General features: G+C 64.6%; 16 protein-coding genes and 1 other RNA gene. 13 read left to right on the top strand and 4 right to left on the bottom strand.

Features of this window, described 5'->3' with window-relative positions:
- Positions 1-8 precede the first annotated feature (8 nt).
- From CCOY_RS08550 to CCOY_RS08535, 4 genes are all read left to right on the top strand, one after another.
- Positions 9-932: a D-ribose ABC transporter substrate-binding protein gene (locus CCOY_RS08550; RefSeq protein ID WP_092100323.1), complete on the top strand. Its 924-nt coding sequence runs from the start codon at positions 9-11 to the stop codon at positions 930-932.
- Positions 932-1300 (top strand): RbsD/FucU domain-containing protein, encoded by a 369-nt coding sequence (locus tag CCOY_RS08545; protein WP_070484060.1) that lies wholly within the window; start codon positions 932-934, stop codon positions 1298-1300. The genes CCOY_RS08550 and CCOY_RS08545 overlap by 1 nt, the downstream gene beginning before the upstream one ends.
- Before the next feature lie 61 nt (positions 1301-1361).
- Positions 1362-1763, top strand: an RNA gene (rnpB, locus tag CCOY_RS08540) — RNase P RNA component class A.
- 26 nt (positions 1764-1789) lie between these two features.
- On the top strand, positions 1790-3175 hold the full coding sequence (locus tag CCOY_RS08535; protein ID WP_092100321.1) for an RNB domain-containing ribonuclease: 1386 nt from the start codon (positions 1790-1792) through the stop codon (positions 3173-3175).
- 21 nt (positions 3176-3196) lie between these two features.
- Here the strand turns inward: CCOY_RS08535 and CCOY_RS08530 are convergent, their stop codons facing one another.
- The gene (locus CCOY_RS08530) at positions 3197-4378 is read right to left on the bottom strand and encodes a galactokinase family protein (RefSeq protein WP_092100319.1); all 1182 of its coding nucleotides are present in this window, start codon (positions 4376-4378) and stop codon (positions 3197-3199) included.
- An 84-nt stretch (positions 4379-4462) separates the two neighbouring features.
- Between CCOY_RS08530 and CCOY_RS08525 the strand changes: the two genes are divergently transcribed.
- The gene (locus CCOY_RS08525; protein WP_070422140.1) at positions 4463-4669 is read left to right on the top strand and encodes a hypothetical protein; all 207 of its coding nucleotides are present in this window, start codon (positions 4463-4465) and stop codon (positions 4667-4669) included.
- A gap of 18 nt (positions 4670-4687) precedes the next feature.
- On the opposite strand, the gene CCOY_RS08520 is transcribed toward CCOY_RS08525, so the two are convergent.
- Entirely contained in the window at positions 4688-6289 is a 1602-nt protein-coding gene (locus tag CCOY_RS08520; RefSeq protein WP_092100315.1) for a CYTH and CHAD domain-containing protein, read from the bottom strand.
- 142 nt (positions 6290-6431) lie between these two features.
- Here CCOY_RS08520 and CCOY_RS08515 point away from each other — a divergent pair, with 142 nt between their 5' ends.
- From CCOY_RS08515 to CCOY_RS08490, 6 genes are all read left to right on the top strand, one after another.
- The gene (locus CCOY_RS08515) at positions 6432-7766 is read left to right on the top strand and encodes a glutamine synthetase family protein (protein WP_092100313.1); all 1335 of its coding nucleotides are present in this window, start codon (positions 6432-6434) and stop codon (positions 7764-7766) included.
- Entirely contained in the window at positions 7766-10774 is a 3009-nt protein-coding gene (locus CCOY_RS08510; RefSeq protein WP_092100311.1) for a bifunctional [glutamine synthetase] adenylyltransferase/[glutamine synthetase]-adenylyl-L-tyrosine phosphorylase, read from the top strand. The genes CCOY_RS08515 and CCOY_RS08510 overlap by 1 nt, the downstream gene beginning before the upstream one ends.
- Before the next feature lie 35 nt (positions 10775-10809).
- A complete protein-coding gene (locus tag CCOY_RS08505; RefSeq protein ID WP_070422144.1) occupies positions 10810-11076 on the top strand; it encodes a hypothetical protein in 267 nt (88 codons plus the stop codon).
- Between the two features lie 292 nt (positions 11077-11368).
- On the top strand, positions 11369-12808 hold the full coding sequence (thrC, locus tag CCOY_RS08500; protein WP_070614611.1) for a threonine synthase: 1440 nt from the start codon (positions 11369-11371) through the stop codon (positions 12806-12808).
- A 16-nt stretch (positions 12809-12824) separates the two neighbouring features.
- Positions 12825-12983 (top strand): hypothetical protein, encoded by a 159-nt coding sequence (locus tag CCOY_RS08495; RefSeq protein WP_167594452.1) that lies wholly within the window; start codon positions 12825-12827, stop codon positions 12981-12983.
- A gap of 9 nt (positions 12984-12992) precedes the next feature.
- Positions 12993-14066: a S1 family peptidase gene (locus CCOY_RS08490; protein ID WP_244268621.1), complete on the top strand. Its 1074-nt coding sequence runs from the start codon at positions 12993-12995 to the stop codon at positions 14064-14066.
- 39 nt (positions 14067-14105) lie between these two features.
- On the opposite strand, the gene CCOY_RS08485 is transcribed toward CCOY_RS08490, so the two are convergent.
- Complete coding sequence (locus CCOY_RS08485) at positions 14106-14870, bottom strand: hypothetical protein (RefSeq protein ID WP_070450827.1); 765 nt, start codon at positions 14868-14870, stop codon at positions 14106-14108.
- 27 nt (positions 14871-14897) lie between these two features.
- Here CCOY_RS08485 and CCOY_RS08480 point away from each other — a divergent pair, with 27 nt between their 5' ends.
- Together CCOY_RS08480 and CCOY_RS08475 are read left to right on the top strand one after the other, a co-directional pair.
- Complete coding sequence (locus CCOY_RS08480) at positions 14898-15422, top strand: NUDIX hydrolase (RefSeq protein ID WP_070614609.1); 525 nt, start codon at positions 14898-14900, stop codon at positions 15420-15422.
- A complete protein-coding gene (locus CCOY_RS08475; RefSeq protein ID WP_092100309.1) occupies positions 15419-15982 on the top strand; it encodes a glycoside hydrolase family 25 protein in 564 nt (187 codons plus the stop codon). Before CCOY_RS08480 ends, CCOY_RS08475 begins: the two co-directional genes overlap by 4 nt.
- Here the strand turns inward: CCOY_RS08475 and CCOY_RS08470 are convergent.
- Positions 15979-16965 (bottom strand): TDT family transporter, encoded by a 987-nt coding sequence (locus CCOY_RS08470; protein WP_083292012.1) that lies wholly within the window; start codon positions 16963-16965, stop codon positions 15979-15981. The genes CCOY_RS08475 and CCOY_RS08470 overlap by 4 nt on opposite strands.
- Between the last annotated feature and the right edge of the window lie 193 nt (positions 16966-17158).

Here is a 17158-nt window from a genome sequence, read left to right as displayed (position 1 = left end):
TACCCGAAATGTCTTTCGCTCGTAAGGCCACCGCCATCGTTGCTGCCACGGCCATGACCCTGTCGCTTTCCGCCTGCAACCGTGACTCCGCCGACGAGGGCGCGGTCACCCTGGCACTGTCTACCCAGACCAACCCGTTCTTCGTCCAGCTTCGCGACGGCGCCCAGGAAAAGGCCGACGAACTCGGCATCGCCCTGAACGTCCAGGACGCTTCCGATGACGCTGCGACCCAGATCGACCAGCTCAACAACGCGATCACCTCCGGCACCGACGCCGTGATCGTCAACCCGACCGACTCCGATGCCGTCGTCCCGGCTGTCGAGGCCCTGAACAACGCCAGCATCCCGGTCATCGCCGTGGACCGTTCCTCCAACGGCGGCGATGTCGCCTCCTTCATCTCTTCCGACAACGTCGCCGGCGGCAAGCAGGCAGCCGACGAGCTGGCCAAGGCCATCGGCGAAGAGGGCGAGATCCTGATCCTGCAGGGCATCGCCGGCTCCTCCGCCTCTCGCGACCGCGGTAAGGGCTTCAAGGAGGGCATTGCCAACTACCCGAACATCAAGGTTGTCGGCGAGCAGACCGCCAACTTCGACCGCACCGAGGGCCTGAACGTTGCCACCAACCTGCTGCAGGCCTACCCGAACGTGAAGGCCATCTTCGCGGAGAACGACGAGATGGCCCTCGGCGCCATCGAGGCGCTCGGCGATCGTGCTGGTAAGGACGTGAAGGTCATCGGCTTCGACGGCACCACCGACGGGCTCAAGGCAGTCACCGACGGCCGCATGCACGCCACCATCGCCCAGCAGCCGGGCGAGCTCGGCGCCCGTGCGGTTGAGGAGGCTGCGAAGCTGCTTCGCGACGAAGACGCCACCGCCATCGTCCCGGTCGACGTTGTCACCGTGACCAAGGAAAACGTAGGCGACTTCGAGTAATGCGCAAGACAGGCATTCTCAACGCCCAACTGGCCCGCGCGATCAACGGCCTCGGCCACACCGACACGTTCGCCGTGGCGGACTGTGGCCTGCCCATCCCGGCCGGGGTGGAGGTCGTGGACCTCGCGCTGGTCTTCGGCGTGCCCCGCTTTGCCGATGTCGTCGAAGCGATTCTGGATGAGGTTGTGGTGGAAGGTGCGGTCGTCGCTACGCAAGCGCCCGATGAGGTCGCTTTACTTTGCGACGACCCCACCCGCGTCGACCACGAAGACCTCAAACAGGCGCTTGCAGACTGCAAGTTCGTGGTTCGCACGGGTGAGACAACCCCGTACGCCAACATCATCTTCCGCAGCGGGGTGCCGTTCTAACCCGGTGGATGTGCGGCGGTTCTGCTCACGCGCTCTAAAGGCGTATGCTTTAGACCGCGAATGAGCCGGCCGGGCGGCCGCGGCGGCGCGAACCACCTCAGCATTGAGGCAGGCGCACGTCGAGGAAAGTCCGGACTCCACACGGCACGGTGGTTGCTAACAGCAACCCGGAGTGATCCGCGGGAAAGTGCAACAGAGAGTAAACCGCCCCGCCTTGTGCGGGGTAAGGGTGAAAGGGTGCGGTAAGAGCGCACCGGCATGCGTGGCAACACGTGTGGCCAGGTAAACCCCACCGGGAGCAAGGCAAGAACCCCTGCGCGTGCGCAGAGGTCGTCGGATGTGATGAGGCTGCCCGCCCAGTCCGAAGGTAGCTGCTCGAGGCGCCCAGTGATGGGTGACCCAGATGGATGGTCGCCACCCCGCTTGCGGGGGACAGAATCCGGCTCATAGGCCGACTCATTCGCCCACTTCGTGGCACGATGGCGTTTTATGAAGCTCTACGCCGCACCCCTGAACTTCCGCGCAATTGCGCACGAATTCGACGTGCCCACCGACTTTGCGCCATCGTTGCACGCAGAGGCCTCGGAGTTGGTGGACCGTTTCGCAGATGTGCGTATCGACGCCCGCGATATCCCCTTTGTCACCATCGACCCGGCCGGCTCTAAAGATTTGGACCAGGCCGTGTTCGTGGAGCAGCGTGCCGGTGGCGGGTACCGGGTGCGGTATGCGATTGCGGACGTGGCGGCGTTCGTGGACAGTGACTCCGGCGTACACGAGGAATCCTTGCAGCGCGGCCAGACCATTTACCTTCCCGACGAGCCAGCGCGGCTGCACCCGGAGGAAGTCTCCGAAGGGTCGGCGTCGCTGTTGCCGGATGTGGATAGGCCGGCCGTGCTGTGGACCTTCGACCTCGATGGGGAAGGGGAGGTCGAGTCAGCCCACGTCGAGCGCGCACTCGTCCACTCGGTCGCGCGCCTGGATTACGAGGGCGTGCACGCCTCCCTCACGGATGGCTCGGTGCACCCTTCGATTGCGCTGTTGCCGGAGGTAGGCCGGTTGCGTCAGCAGTCGTCGCTACGCAGGCACGCCATCAACCTGCGCGTGCCGTCCGTGCGCGTGGCTCGCGACGGGGACGCCTACGAACTCGCCATTGAGCCACGCCATCCGATCATGGACTACAACTCGGAGATCTCCCTGCTCACCGGCATGGTCGCAGGACAGATGATGGTGGACGCCGGGGTGGGCTTCCTGCGCACCCTCCAGCCGGCGTCAGCGGAAAGCGAGGCCGAGTTCCGCCGCGAGGCCCGCAACCTGGGCTTCGACGTCACCGGCGACATCGGTGAGTTCCTTGCCGGCGTGGACGCGGACACCCCGCACGGCATGGCCATCATGCGCGAAGCCCAAAAACTCCTGCGTGGCTCCGGCTACGTCGATCTGTCCAAGGACGCCCCCGAGATCCACGCCGGTATCGGCGGATACTACGCCCACGTCACCGCACCGCTGCGCAGGCTCATCGACCGCTTCGCCACCGAAGTCTGCCTTGCCATCTGCGCCGGGACGCCCGTGCCGGAGTGGGTCACGCGCGACGCCGCACGCATGCTGAAAACCATGGGCCGCTCCTCCCAGTTGGCCAACACCGTGGAAAAGGCCTGCCTGCACCTCACGGAGGCGACGGTGCTCGAGCCGTGGGTGGGCCACAACTTCGACGGCGTCACGCTGAAATCCGGCGAGGAACAGTCCCGCGTGTTCATCGTCGACCCGCCGGTGCTCGCACCCTCTGCCGGCGCGCCTGAGGAAGGCGTATCCACGAAGTTTTCACTCGTGCACGCCGACATCGACGCCCGCGAGGTCGGCTTCGCCTGGCCCGCGGACTAGCGCTGCGGTCCAGGCGAGTGCTTAGTCCTCGAGGCGGGCGACCTCACCCGGGGTGATCTCCACGACCTGGAGATCCTTCGCCATTGCGGCGGCGAACTCGTCGGCGGCTTGCACCGGCACGAACGCGATCACCGCGTCGGAGGTGCCCGTGGCGGCTGGGCGGGCAGCGACGGCACCACGCTCGCGCGCCAGGGCGACCAGCGCGTCCGGGGTGGTCAGGTCGTGGGCCTCGGACGGGGAGTTCAGCAGCGTGAACAGCTCGTTGGCGCGCCGGGAGCGCAGCGCCTTGGCGGCGGCGAGGGAGCGAAGCGTTTCGGTTTCGCAGAACTGCACCCACTGGCGGGCGACGTCGGGATCGGGTGCGGTCTCGTCGCCAACGGAGCGGCGTGCCTCGACCCACTGGACGACGCGGTTGGTGGCGTCGGGCAGTTGGCGAAGGGATTCGACGCCGAAGTTGGAGCAGGCGGCGTCGATAAACTCGCGGCGGTTCGCAATCGCCTTAGTCTGCACGTCGTACGGCTTGCCCAATTCCTTGGCCAGGGAGAACACGCGCACGCCGTGGCGGGCGGGGTGAGGCGCTTCGGTCAGTGACCCGTCGGCGTAGTCGAGAACACTTACGCCTGTGCCACCGCCACGCAGGGCCACGGAGTGGCGAGCGCGCAGCACCGCCAGCGATGAGTAGGTGGCTACGGCGTGCGAGCAGATCTCCGCGAGCCGGGTGCGGAAGGGTGCGGTATCGATGTCGCCGTGACCGCCCGCCAACGCCAGCGCGATCGCGGCATCGGCGGCGTACAGCGAGCCAAGACCGGCACCGAGCGGCACGTCGGACTCCACCGTAATGTCCAGGCCTGCAGTGTCGCGGGAGAGAACCTGGCGTTGGATCAGCGACTGCACCAAACCGGTCCAGCGTCGTGCGAGCGGATCTGTGACCTCGTCCTCGTGCAGCGCGGCCAGGGTTGTTTTGGCGGTGAAGTCGCCGAAGGGGCCGCGGGCGGTCAGGGCGATGGTGTCGTCGTCACGCGGGCTCGCCGCCGCAGCCGCACGTAGCGACGACGTCCCAGCCAACGTCACACCACCAAAGTGGTCAACGTTCTCGCCGATCAACACCCACGTCGCCGGTGCGGATGCCACATGTCCGCTGCCTGGGTGAGCTGCGCGGACGCGCTGGGCGGGGGAAGTTTTGGGGGTTTGAAATGCTGCCATTACACGCTCCTTAACGGCCACCACACTACCAACCGTCTCGGTAGGGTAGGGGCGGTAAAAGCAACGAACATAAAGGAGCAGATCATGGCTGACGAGCAGTACTACTACAACCCGTCTACCGGCGAGGTCACCCAGGGCAAGGAAGCCTCCTGGGATAACCGCATGGGCCCGTACGCCACGCGCGAGGAAGCTGAAAACGCCCTGGCGATTGCAGCGCAGCGCAACAAAGCAGCGGATGCCGCCGACGAAGCCGACGATGACTGGGGCGAGACCCCTTCTTGGGAGAAGTAATCCCCGCCGGGCCGTGTCTTACGGCTTGATCTTCTTAAACGCCTTGCGCACTTCGCGCACGGTGTCGTCGTAATCGCGAAGCGACGCCTCGCCGCGGTCGAGTTCGCGCTGGTAGAGCATGCCGTAGGAGAAGGTGTCCTCGCCGCGCTCGCGGGCCTCGTTAGCGAGCCGCTCGATGCGCTCGCGTGAGGTCACCGCGTCCTGGAAGTCACCCAACTGGCTTTGCAGCGCCTTGCATGCCTTAGCCAAACGCCCTGCCTTCAGGCCTGCTTCCTGTGCTGCGACGGCGGAGTAGCGCAACTTCTTGGCAGCCTTGCGCACGTCGTGGACGTAATTCTCGCGCTCGTGCAGCGGCAGGGTGGTGTCGTCGTAGTATTCGGCGACCTTCTTGTGGCGCTTCTTCAACTTCTTGTAGCCGCGCTTGAGGTGGTCGTAAAGGACCTCCTTGGATTGCTTCTTCTCCGACTTGGCGCCGTCATCATCCCCAGCGCCGTCACCAACCGCCACTGGCGGCTCCGCCAGCAGGGCATCTACGGCATCCAGCAGCGACATGAACCGCTCGGAGTCCAGCATCTCCACAATGTCGGCGTGGGCGGCCTCGTAGTCGCGGCGCATGTCGTGTTCGATATGGGTGCGCGCGGTGTCGTCGATAAGCCCAGATTCGTCCGAATCCAGCAGGGCGAGAAAACGCTCCTCCACAACCTCCGCATCGCGCGCGACACCGAGCACGCCGGCGGAGAACTTCAGTTCATCCTCGAGTGTTGCTAGTGCTTCGCCTTCGAGGATGCCCTCGAACGTCTCCAGTAGGGAGCGCATCTCGCGGGTGGCCACGCGCAGTTGGTGGACGGAATCGAACTCATCGGCGCGCACGCGCGGTTCCCAACCCACGATCGCATCGCGCTGTTTGCGTAGCGACGACACCACCGCCGCCGCCGGCGTCCCCTCCTCAACTTCGCCTTGGACGTGTGGGGGCAGGGGAGCGGACTTGATCGAATCACCAAGCGCCGTGGCCAACTTCGACGGCGAGGAGGACTTGCGCGCGCCCGCGGAGATCAGGAAAGACCCTGCCTGGGTAATCAGGTCATCGCCCGCCTCGGTGCCCGCAAGGGCGTCGGCGAGTTCGAGCTCCCATTCGCGCCAGGTGGTGCGCTCACCACCGGGAAGAAGGGACCAGGCGGTGACGTGGTCGTCGCAAAACTCCGCAACCGGGCCGCCCTCGCCTGCAAGCGTGATCTCTACGCGGCGGTTATCCACCTGGGCGATCGGCTCTAGCGGTTCCGTGCGCACAATGGCACGAACTTCCGAAAGGAGGGCTTCGGGCACGGTCGTGGGGTCGTCGAGAGGCATGCGCACCTCCTTGCGGCCACCCTCCTGCGGCAACTTGATGTGCCAGCCGTCATCCGAACCGCCGGTGCGGCGACGCAGCGTGATCTTGGAACGCGTCAGGCGTAGATCCGCAGTGTCGTAGTAGACCGCGGACAGGTTGTGCTCCTGCGTGGACTCAATCGACGTCACCCCCGGCAGTTGGATGAGATCTGGAATGCCGGTGTCCTCGTCCACCGCCAACTTGATCTCCACCTCAAGGAAGTTCTGGGGTGTCTGTTCAGCCTGTTCGGACATGATGTGTGTGCTCTCCTCACCGACGCGGGTTCGACATGTGATCGACGCAGTTTCAGCGCATGTAATGCCTCCGAGTCTAGCGCGCACGCCGATTTGCGCTTGGCCCGTTTTCGAATCGTCGCGACCGCTACAGTTATGTGCCATGAGCGCCCAAACCGACAACGTGCTGCGACTCGTCGAGCAGCAAGACATTGCCTTTATCCGCCTATGGTTCACCGATATTTTCGGCTCGCTGAAAACGGTGATGATGTCGCCTGCGGAACTCGAGAGTGCTTTCGAGGAAGGCGTGGGGTTTGACGGTTCTTCCATCGAAGGCTTCTCGCGGGTCTCTGAATCGGACACGTTGCTGCGCCCGGACCCGTCGACGTACCAGCCGTTGCCGTTCGATGAGGACTCTGGTCTGCAGACCGCGCGCATGTTTTGCGACATCACCATGCCCGACGGCGGCCCGCTGTTCGCGGATCCGCGCCAGGTACTACGCCGCCAGATCAACAACGCCCGCGACATGGGATTCGAGTTTTTGGCTAGCCCCGAAATCGAGTTCTACGTGGTCAAACCCGGCCAGGGCGACCAGCCACCAACCCCTGCGGACAAGGGCGGCTACTTCGACCAGGCCAAACGCAACGAGGCCCCGCGCTTGCGTCGGATGGCGGTATCCGCGCTGGAGTACATGGGCATTGTCACCGAGTTCTCCCACCACGAGGGATCCCCAGGCCAGCAGGAGATCGACCTGCGCCACACCGGCGCGCTGACCATGGCGGACAACATCCTGACCTTCCGCTATCTGGTCAAGACCGTCGCGGAGATCAACGGGGTGCACGCAACATTTATGCCTAAGCCGTTCGCGGACCTTGAAGGCTCGGCGATGCACACGCACTTCTCCCTGTTCGAAGGCGACACTAACGCGTTCCACGATCCTGATGACGAAATCAGCCTGTCTGCCACCGGCCGCCAGTTCATCGCCGGCATCATCGAGCACGCCAGCGAAATCTCCGCGGTGACTAACCAGTGGGTGAATTCGTACAAGCGCCTCCAGTTCGGCTCCGAAGCGCCGACCGCGGCGACCTGGGGCATTTCGAACCGTTCCGCGATGGTGCGCGTGCCTACCTACCGCCTGCACAAGGCGGAGTCGCGCCGGGCGGAGGTGCGCTCGCTGGACTCGGCGTGCAACCCCTACCTTGCCTACGCGGCGATCCTGGCGGCCGGCCTGAAGGGGATCGAGGAGGGCTACGAGCTCGACGAGCCGGCACGCGACGACGTGTTCGCCCTGACCCGCCGGGAGCGCCGCGCGATGGGCTACCGGGACCTGCCGACCTCTCTCGATCAGGCGTTGCGCCACCTGGAGCGCTCCGAGTTCATGGCGGAAGTGCTTGGGGAGCAGGTCTTCGAATTCTTCCTACGTGCAAAATGGCAGGAGTGGCACGAGTACACCTCGAAGATCACCCCGTGGGAGATCGAAACGGGGATTGATTTGTAGTGAAGCCCGCGAAACTTGGCCTGACCAGCCCGCGCGCCGCCGAGGATTTAGCCGAGCTCGGTTTTGATGCCGAGGAGCTTGGCTACACGTTGGCGGGTGCCGCGGATCCGGATCTGGCGCTCAACAACGCTTACCGCCTGCATGAGGCACTGGATTCGTGGGACGAGCTGCTTGCCGAACTGCGCGCGAACTCGATTTTCCGCACGCGCTTCTTCGCGCTGCTCGGCGGCTCGACAGCGCTGTCGGATCACCTCATTGCCAATCCTGAGCAGTGGCGTTTGCTTTGCGACGACCTCCCGTCCCGCCCCGACATGTTCCGCACCATGCTCGGCGCGGTTGGCGTGGATGCGGACACCCCGGGCCTGTATCGGGCTGAGGTGGGTGAGGTTGGCGTCGCAAAGCAAAAGCTCCGTACAGCCCACCGCAACCTCGTGATGCGCGTTGCAGCCGCAGACCTCGCTGGCACTTTCGCCGCGGTGAAGGGCTTCGGCGAGGGCGAACCGATGACGTACGCCTACACCACAAACCGGCTCACGGACTTGGCGGATGCGGCGCTGACGGCTGCGCTTGCGGTCGCGGTGCGGGAAGTCTACGGCGATGAGGATGTCGACGCGGACTTGGCTGTCATCGCCATGGGCAAGTGCGGCGCGTGGGAGCTGAACTACATCTCGGATGTGGACGTCGTATTCGTCGCCGAGCCTGTGACCACCAAGATCACGCGCGTGGCCAGCGAGATGATGCGCATCGGCTCCGCCTGCTTCTTTGACGTGGACGCGAACCTGCGACCCGAAGGCGCAGCCGGAGCCCTGGTGCGCACGCTTGATTCGCACGTGGCGTACTACAAAAAGTGGGCGCAGACCTGGGAGTTCCAGGCACTGCTCAAGGCCCGTCCGATGACCGGGTCAATGGATCTGGGCCAGGCGTATTCGGACGCGTTGTCGCCGCTGGTGTGGGAGGCGTCCCAGCGCGACTCCTTCGTCGAAGACGTCCAAGCCATGCGCCGCCGCGTGCTGGAGAACGTGCCCGCGGACGTGCGCGACCGCGAACTCAAACTCGGCCCCGGTGGGCTTCGCGACGTCGAGTTCGCCGTGCAACTGCTCCAACTCGTGCACGGGCGTATCGACGACACCCTGCGCGCCCGCAACACCCTCGAAGCCCTCGCCGACCTGGCCAAGGGCGGGTACGTGGGCCGCGAGGACGCCAAAGTGCTCACCGATGCCTACGAGTTTTTACGCCTGCTCGAGCACCGTCTCCAACTGCAGCGGTTCAAGCGCACCCACCAACTGCCAGATGCCGATGACGAGAAGCGCAACCGGTGGCTCGCCCGCGCCGCAGGCTTCTCAGCCGGGCCACGCGGTACCGCCCCTGAGGCGATGAACCGGCATCTCAAGGCCATCCGCCACGAGGTGGCCACGCTGCACGAGCGTCTCTTCTACCGCCCGCTGCTGGACGCCGTGGTGGACCTCACCGTCGGTGAAGCAACACTTTCCGCCGCCGGTGTGAAGGACCAGTTGGCAGCCCTGGGCTACCGCCACCCGGCGCGCGCGTTTGACCACCTGACCGCGCTGATCAAGGGCACCTCCCGCAAGGCGAAACTGCAGGAGATCCTGCTGCCCACACTCATGCACTGGCTGGCCGACACCGCCGATCCCGACCAGGGCCTACTCAACTACCGCAAACTCTCCGAGGCAGCGGTGGATCGCAGTTGGTTCTTGCGCATGCTTCGCGACGAAGGCGTGGCCTCCCAACGCCTCATGCACATCCTCGGCACCTCCCCGTACACCTCCGACCTGATCATTTCCGCACCTGACGTGGTGAAACTCCTCGGGGATGGCTCTGCCGGTCCGCGCCTGCTCGAGGTGGCTCCGGATCAGGTGCATAAAGCGATCGTCGCCTCCGCGAAGCGCCACCAAGCAGACCCGGAGAAGGCGGTGTCGGTGGCGCGTTCCCTGCGCCGTGCCGAGTTGGCCCGCATCGCCGCCGCTGATCTGCTGGGCCTGATGGAGGTACGCCAGGTCTGTCTGGAACTGACGTATGTGTGGGACGCGGTCCTTGAGGCCGCGCTGCAGGCAGAGGTGTATTCGACCACTGCCGCCGCTGGTCTCGACGAGGCCCCCGCACGAATCGCAGTGATCGGGATGGGCCGGCTTGGCGGCGCCGAGTTGGGCTACGGCTCTGACGCCGACGTCATGGTGGTCACCGAACCAGCAGACGGCGTCGACGAAACAGAAGCCATCGCTTGGGCCACGAAGGTGCTCGACCAGATCCGTACCCGCCTGTCCAAACCATCCGGCGACCCGCCGCTGGAGGTGGACCTGGGTCTGCGCCCCGAGGGTCGCTCCGGACCGGTGACGCGCACCATTGCCTCCTACGTGCGTTACTACCGCGAGTGGGGCGAAGTCTGGGAGCGCCAAGCACTCCTTCGCGCCAACGTCGTCGCCGGCGACCGCGAGGTAGGGGAGCGCTTCCTTTCGGCCATCGCCGAGTTCCGCTACCCCGAGGCCGGCGCAACACCTGCCGATATTCGCGAGATCCGCCGCATCAAAGCCCGCGTGGATAACGAGCGCCTGCCCCGTGGCGCCGACCGGGCCACCCACACCAAACTTGGCCGCGGCGCACTTGCCGATGTGGAGTGGACCGTCCAACTGATCACCATGGCGCACGCGCATCGTCATCACGAGTTGCGCACCCCGTCCACACTCGACGCACTGGACTTCCTCGTGGAGCTCGACGACCCCGAGGTGCTTTCCGCCGACAAGGCGCGAACCCTGCGCACCGCGTGGCTCACCGCGACCCGCGCCCGCAACGCTATTGTGCTCGTCTCCGGCAAGCGTGAGGACCAGCTCCCCGCACCGGGCCCGCAACTGGCTCAGGTCGCTGGCTCTGCCGGATATGACCCCGACGACCAGCAAGAGTTTCTCGAGGACTACCTGCGCATCACCCGGCGCGCCCACCGCGTGGTGGAGGAGGTGTTCTGGGGCGAAAAGCAGTCTCTGGAATTCGACTAGGCGCGGCGGTTGCGGAATCAATAAGCTCTGTGGGCATGGCAGTGAACATGACTATCGACCTTGACAACGCAACCTTCGCCGACCTCGTCGCACTCGTCGACGCCGCCCGCGTCGCCGGCATCGACCCGTCCGCAAAGCTCGAACTCGACGACACGACGCTTAACGTCACCGTCGAGCCGAGCCCGCGCCGGGCATCCACACCGGAGCAGCCGAAGGAGCGCTCGGTGGCACCGCTTGGCGACGCCGCAATCCGCTCCGTCGTGGACATCCTCACCGGCCGCCAGGAGCCCCCGCGCCACTAGCACCCCGGCACCGCCGCCGGAGCACCCCGCCGGTGCGCGCTCACGCGCCACCGCCCCTCCAACGTTCATATGCAGGGCTCGATATGCGTAAGTCCTGGTCACGGCTTTGGAGATACCTTTCGGGCCGTTTTTCCAATTTTGCGCTGACCTGCAGTTACGCATATCGAGCCCTGCATATGAACGAATCGAGGCCCCACGACCGCACCAAAGTGCGGCTCCCCGGGCCTGCCGACGCTGAACGTAAATGCCCATTCCGGCCAAGGGCATACACCGATCACGTAGACTGCCCGGCGTGGACTTCATTTCGACGCGCGACGCAACTGCCCAGGCCCGTTCCTTCACTGACATCCTGCTCACCGGCTTAAGTCCGGACGGCGGGCTGTTTATGCCGGCGGTGTACCCGACACTTTCGCCGGCGCTTCTCGACGAGTGGCGCACCCTTTTGGCCAACGACGGCTACGCCGCACTTGCCGCAGAGGTGTTGAAGCTGTTCGTCGATGACATCCCGGCGGAGGACCTCGAGGCGATTGCCAAGCGTGCGTACCGCACCCCGGTGTTCGCGGACGAGGAGATCGTGCCGGTTACGCGTCTGAACGACGGCCTGCACATCGCGCACCTCTCCGAAGGTCCGACCGCTGCGTTTAAGGACATGGCGATGCAGCTGCTCGGCGAGCTCTTCGAGTACGAACTCGGGCGCCGCGGCGAAGAGATCAATATTCTGGGCGCGACCTCTGGCGATACCGGCTCGTCGGCCGAGTACGCCATGCGTGGCCGCGACAACATCCGCGTGTTCATGCTCACCCCGGCCGGGCGTATGACCCCGTTCCAGCAGGCCCAGATGTTCGGCCTGGACGACCCGAACATTTTCAACATCGCGCTCGACGGCGTTTTCGATGATTGCCAGGACGTGGTCAAGGAAGTCAGCGCGGACGCGGAGTTTAAGTCGAAGTACTCGATCGGCGCGGTCAACTCCATTAACTTCGCGCGTTTGCTTGCGCAGGTGGTGTACTACATCGCCACATACCTCAAGACGACGAAGACGAACGAGGAGCAGGTTTCGATCTGCGTGCCTACCGGTAACTTTGGCAACGTGTGCGCAGGCCACATTGCCAAGCAGATGGGGCTGCCGCTTGATCGCCTGATCGTGGCGACGAACGAGAACAACGTCCTGCACGAGTTCTTCACCACCGGTGATTACCGCCCGCGTTCCGCAGCCGACACGTACGCCACCTCGTCGCCGTCGATGGATATTTCCAAGGCGTCGAACTTTGAGCGCATGATCTTCGACGCGCTGGACCGCGACGCGGACACCACCCGCGAGCTCTTCGGCACCAAGGTCAAAGAGGGCGGCTTCGCGCTGGACACCGATACGCTTGAGCGCATCACCGACAAGTACGGTTTCGGCTCGGGCACCTCGACGCATGCGGACCGCATTGCCACGATCAAGCGCATCAAGGACGAGTACGGCGTGGTTATTGACCCGCACACCGCCGACGGCGTGTTCGTGGCGCAGCAGCTGGCAGACAGCGTAGAAACTCCCATTGTTGTGCTGGAGACTGCGCTGCCGGTGAAATTCGCGGATACCATTGTGGAGGCAATTGGCGAGCTTCCGGAGGTGCCGGAGCGCTTCGCCGCGATTATGGACGCCGAGCGCCACGTTGTGGATCTGCCGAATGACGCCGAGCAGGTCAAGGCATTCATCGCCGACGCAATCGAGCGCACGGACGTCTAGGAAAGGATCCCCACCGATGGCACAAGAGCAGTTCGCAGGTCCTGAGCAGTACACGGAGTTCGATCCGGAGAAGTTCCTGCGCGACATCAAGATTCAGGCCGAGGAAGCCGCCAAGGGTGACAAGTTTTTTCTTGACGACGACACCGACGCCGAAGACTCCGACGCCGACAAGTAAGGCTCGCGCTTGACCTTCCCTGAACATCAGGCAGGCGGCGACAACCTGGCGCGGCGCTACCAGCCGGAGGATGGCCAGCAGTGGCAGTTCCCGGACATGCCCGGCGTGCCCGGCGTGCCCGGCACGCCCGCGCAGCCTGCTCTGTCTGCGCCGCCCACTCAGCGGCGTACGGGTTTGCGGACCGGTGGGTGGATTACGGTGATCGTCGCAACGCTTGCTGCTGTTGCGATGGTGGTGTGGCTCGGGCTGACCACGAGCCAATTCCCAACTCCCACGGTGGAGGAGCGCCACGCGCTTGAGCGTGTGCAAACGCCGGATGAGGCCCCGCCTGCACCGGTGGAGGAGAGCAATGTGCTCGTGCCTGCGTTCGCGCCGTGGGCGCCGGGTACGCGCATTCAGTCCACGGACCATTACCCGGAGCCGGGTGAGCACTTCACCGCCCAGTCGTGCACTGCGGCGTTCTCGTTTACTGGCGCTGACGGCCGAGCCTATGCGGTGACTGCGGGCCACTGCGGGCGTGCGGGCGACCTTGTGTGGCCGACGAATGCGGAGACAGCCTTCGACTACGCGCACGAGGTGGGCAAGTTCATCTATTCCGGCATGTACGGCGACGCGAATGAGGAAACGAAAGGTATCGATGTCGGCATCATCGAGATCACCGATACCGAGCGGTTCATGGATGTCGTTGGTGCTCCGATCGCAACCGGTATCGCCAAGGACCTGCACGATCTCGACCGCGTGTGCAAAACCGGCGCGACCACCGGCTATACCTGCGGCAAGTTTGAGGCGACCCAGCGTGTGCAGATCGTGAATCTTGACGACGACGCCGAGGCCCAAACCCACGGCGACATCGCCTCCGTCTGCGCCGCTTCGGGCGACTCGGGCGGGCCAGTGTTCACCGAGATCAACGGCCGAGCGACGGTCATCGGAGTGGTCTCAGGAACCGAGGCTGGCCGTGCGGGGGAGGAGTGTTTCGAAGGCATGGAGGATCCGCTGCTGATGAGCTACTCCAACATCAACCAGGTGATGGCCGTGATCAACCACGTCGTGCCTGACGCAGATCTCGTGCCCCAGCGCTGGTAATCAGAGCTGGTAATCAGAGCTGGTAATGCGCGCTGGTAGTTAGCGCTCGAGGCCCCACTTCTCGTTGAACGCCTCACCGGCGGGGAACGTCTTGGTGGACCTGCCGTCCTTCTTGTCGTTATCCACCACGATGACCTCGTCGTCGTAGTAGCCGAAGAACGCGATGCGGTCGATCTCGTCGGGGCGGTCGAGTTGCTTCCACTGCCGCTCGAGTTGCTTCGCGTCGTAGCCGGTTGCTTCCGCGTCGGTCCAGATCAGTCTGATTTCGTGGAAGTTGTTCTGGGCGGGGTAGACGGCGAAGGACGCGGAGTCAGCGCCTTGGGCCACGGCGAAATCGAAGGTGTTTTGGATGGTGGTGGCGGGTATCGTCGCAAAGCAAAAGCCCCAGAAGTTCACCCGCATGCCGTCTGGGGTGGTCAGCTCGAGCGTGTCTAGGCAGTTCTGCTCGAGCAGGCGTGAGACGTGGCCGGCGAACTCGGTGGAATCGCTCATGACGTACTCGGCGAGATCGCCACGCGCCATCACACCAGTGTTGGTTTTGCCCACCTGCAGGTTCTGGATCAGGTGGGGGCGCACACTCGCCGCCACATTGGCAGGATCGGCCGGGGCCGGGTTAAAGGGGCGCACCGGTTGTGGCAGGGACGCCTCGGTGCGTTCCGCGTCTGCGGTGTAGCGCAGCCCGAACACGGCCCCCACCACCGCGGCGACGACGAGTGCGCCGTAGACCGTGACAAACACCGGTGTGGGCACGCGCTGCAGGAAGGTGCGCGTGGGCTGTTCGGGTTCGGTCACGGAAGTGCTCATATCGGAAGGGATTGTACACTCGCACCCATGCCTATCCCGGAGTTCATTGTGGAAACCCGTAAAAAGATCGGCACCGACCTGATGTGGGTGCCCAGCGTGTGCGCGGTGGTGTTGCGCGATTCAGCGGACACCTCCGACTGGGCGGTGCCGGACGTGCTGCTCGTGCGCCGCGCCGACAATGGGAACTGGACCCCGGTGACCGGCATCGCGGACCCGAGCGAGGAGCCTCACATGGCCGCGGTGCGCGAGGTGCTCGAGGAGACTGGTGTGGAGGTCGAGCCGGCGGCAATCCTCGGCGTCGGCGTGGTTGGCCCGGTCACGCACGACAACGGGGATAAGGCGACGTACATGTCGGTGCAGATTCGTTGCGAGGCTACAGACCCCACCGCCGTGCCCATCGTCGGTGACGACGAGTCGGTCGAGGTCGGCTGGTTCCCGATTTCCAACATGCCGGTGACCGACCCGAAGTGGCGCCTGACCATCGCCGATGCCGCAGCGCAGCGCCGCCACCCAGGCAGCTTTACCCCGCGCATGGGGCTGAAGAAGCGGTGAGATTCGGCGTCGACGTCTCCGAATACCAACGAGGCTTCGACTTCACCGACTTCGACTTCGCCATCATCCGCACCACGGACGGCACCTACCGCGACCCGTGTTTTGAGCAATTGCTTCTCGACGCCACCACCGCCGGCTGCGCCACCTCCACCTACCACTTTCTCCGCGCCCCCTCAGAGGGCACGACGGTGCAGCGGCAGGTGGAGGTGGCGTGTGAGGTGCTCGTCGATACGCAATTGCCCATGTGGCTCGACGTGGAGTCACCCGCGGGGCTTACGCTTGACGACGTCCACACCGCTGTAGAGTGCTTCACCCAAGCTGGCGTGGAAGTGGCCGGAGTTTACACCAACGCCTGGTACTGGCGCCGGCACATGGGGCTGGCCAGCCCTGCACAGTTTGGGGAACTGTGGCTCGCGCACTGGGGCGACAACACCGTGACGGACCCGGCGCAGTTGGGGAAGTGGCCGCGCCCGCTCGGGTTCCCGGAACCCGCGGTGTGGCAGTTCACCTCCCGCGGGCGCGTTGGCGGGATCGAGGTCGACCTCAACGTGGCGCGCTAGGCCGCCATCTGGCGCGCAGCCTTCGAGGTCTGGGGCGTCTGCGTCGACTGCGAGTTGTTGTCCCGGCGACCTTCGATAACCCAACTGATAAACCTGCTCGAGCACACCGTCCAGTGAGCGAGCAGCAGGAACGGAATTGCCAAGGCAACGGCGTCCAGCCAGTGCGACCCGTTGACCAGCGCCACCTGGTGGCCACCCATGCTCACCGTGCCCGGCGGGAACGTGCACGACCACCAGGCGGGGGAGTACTGCGTCCAGCGTGCGACGTTGGGGTAGAAGGTGACCATGGCGTAGATGGCCAGCGGGATGGACAGCATAAGCGCCACGTAGCCGTAGTGGACCGAGAAGTAGCCGGGGTAGAGGATCTGTAACGCGGTAGTGGATTGGCCGATCACGCCGAGCGGCACCCATGCGGTCGCAGAGTTCGGGCCCGACAGATCAACCTCACCGTGCCAGGCAGCCCAGTAGACGCGCATGAACACCGGCACTGCGGTCAGCAGCGACATGAAGAAAAACACTGTGCCCATGACGTGGTAGATCTGCCCGTAGTCGCGGGCCAGCCAGCCGGCCACAGACGCGGAGATCATCGGGCCGACAAGCGGCAGCCCCCACGTAAACCGTGGTTTTCCTTCGAATCGCGTGAGTTGGATCGCCCAGGTCAAGGTGGTGACGGGCGCGCCGATCCAAAAGCCGACCAGGCGGTACACCGGCACATCCGTCAACCCAGACAGTGCGGCGCCGAGCGCGAGGATTCCGATGAAGAACATCGACCATTCCGCCATTGAGGTGCGTTTGAAGCTCGGCTGGCGGTATGTGACAAAGCCAACCACTAATACAACGAGGATTGCGGAGGCGATCGCTGCGAAGATGCTCGCGCCAAGCATCATGTTCTTTTCGACGAGCAGTCGCGACACGATCGACGTACCCATGAGGCTGCCGCCCCATGCGGGGCCGGCCGGAGGAAGTTGGCGGAGCTTGTTCATCACCCCATTTATGGTAATCCCTTTTGTTGTACCTGGCCATTCGGCAGTTCGGGATACTCATCCTCTGGCACGCGCAGGATGTCGGCGACACTACCGATGTTATGTGAAGTTATGTGGTTTGTGTGGAGTTGTGTACTTTGTGTGGAGTTGTGTGGTTTGGGTGTTTTCCCACGTCAAACGGATACGATCCAAA

It is taken from the genome of Corynebacterium coyleae (assembly GCF_030408635.1).
GTDB classification, from domain to species: domain Bacteria; phylum Actinomycetota; class Actinomycetes; order Mycobacteriales; family Mycobacteriaceae; genus Corynebacterium; species Corynebacterium coyleae.
Note: the sequence above shows the minus strand (reverse complement) of the source record. Positions and strands in the feature narration are given on the sequence as shown.

Coding starts and splice junctions, on each gene's coding strand:
- CCOY_RS08550 (WP_092100323.1), top strand. CDS start 9: ATGTCTTTCGCTCGTAAGGCCACCGCCATCGTTGCTGCCACGGCCATG.
- CCOY_RS08545 (WP_070484060.1), top strand. CDS start 932: ATGCGCAAGACAGGCATTCTCAACGCCCAACTGGCCCGCGCGATCAAC.
- CCOY_RS08535 (WP_092100321.1), top strand. CDS start 1,790: ATGAAGCTCTACGCCGCACCCCTGAACTTCCGCGCAATTGCGCACGAA.
- CCOY_RS08530 (WP_092100319.1), bottom strand. CDS start 4,378: ATGGCAGCATTTCAAACCCCCAAAACTTCCCCCGCCCAGCGCGTCCGC.
- CCOY_RS08525 (WP_070422140.1), top strand. CDS start 4,463: ATGGCTGACGAGCAGTACTACTACAACCCGTCTACCGGCGAGGTCACC.
- CCOY_RS08520 (WP_092100315.1), bottom strand. CDS start 6,289: ATGTCCGAACAGGCTGAACAGACACCCCAGAACTTCCTTGAGGTGGAG.
- CCOY_RS08515 (WP_092100313.1), top strand. CDS start 6,432: ATGAGCGCCCAAACCGACAACGTGCTGCGACTCGTCGAGCAGCAAGAC.
- CCOY_RS08505 (WP_070422144.1), top strand. CDS start 10,810: ATGGCAGTGAACATGACTATCGACCTTGACAACGCAACCTTCGCCGAC.
- CCOY_RS08495 (WP_167594452.1), top strand. CDS start 12,825: ATGGCACAAGAGCAGTTCGCAGGTCCTGAGCAGTACACGGAGTTCGAT.
- CCOY_RS08485 (WP_070450827.1), bottom strand. CDS start 14,870: ATGAGCACTTCCGTGACCGAACCCGAACAGCCCACGCGCACCTTCCTG.
- CCOY_RS08480 (WP_070614609.1), top strand. CDS start 14,898: ATGCCTATCCCGGAGTTCATTGTGGAAACCCGTAAAAAGATCGGCACC.
- CCOY_RS08470 (WP_083292012.1), bottom strand. CDS start 16,965: ATGAACAAGCTCCGCCAACTTCCTCCGGCCGGCCCCGCATGGGGCGGC.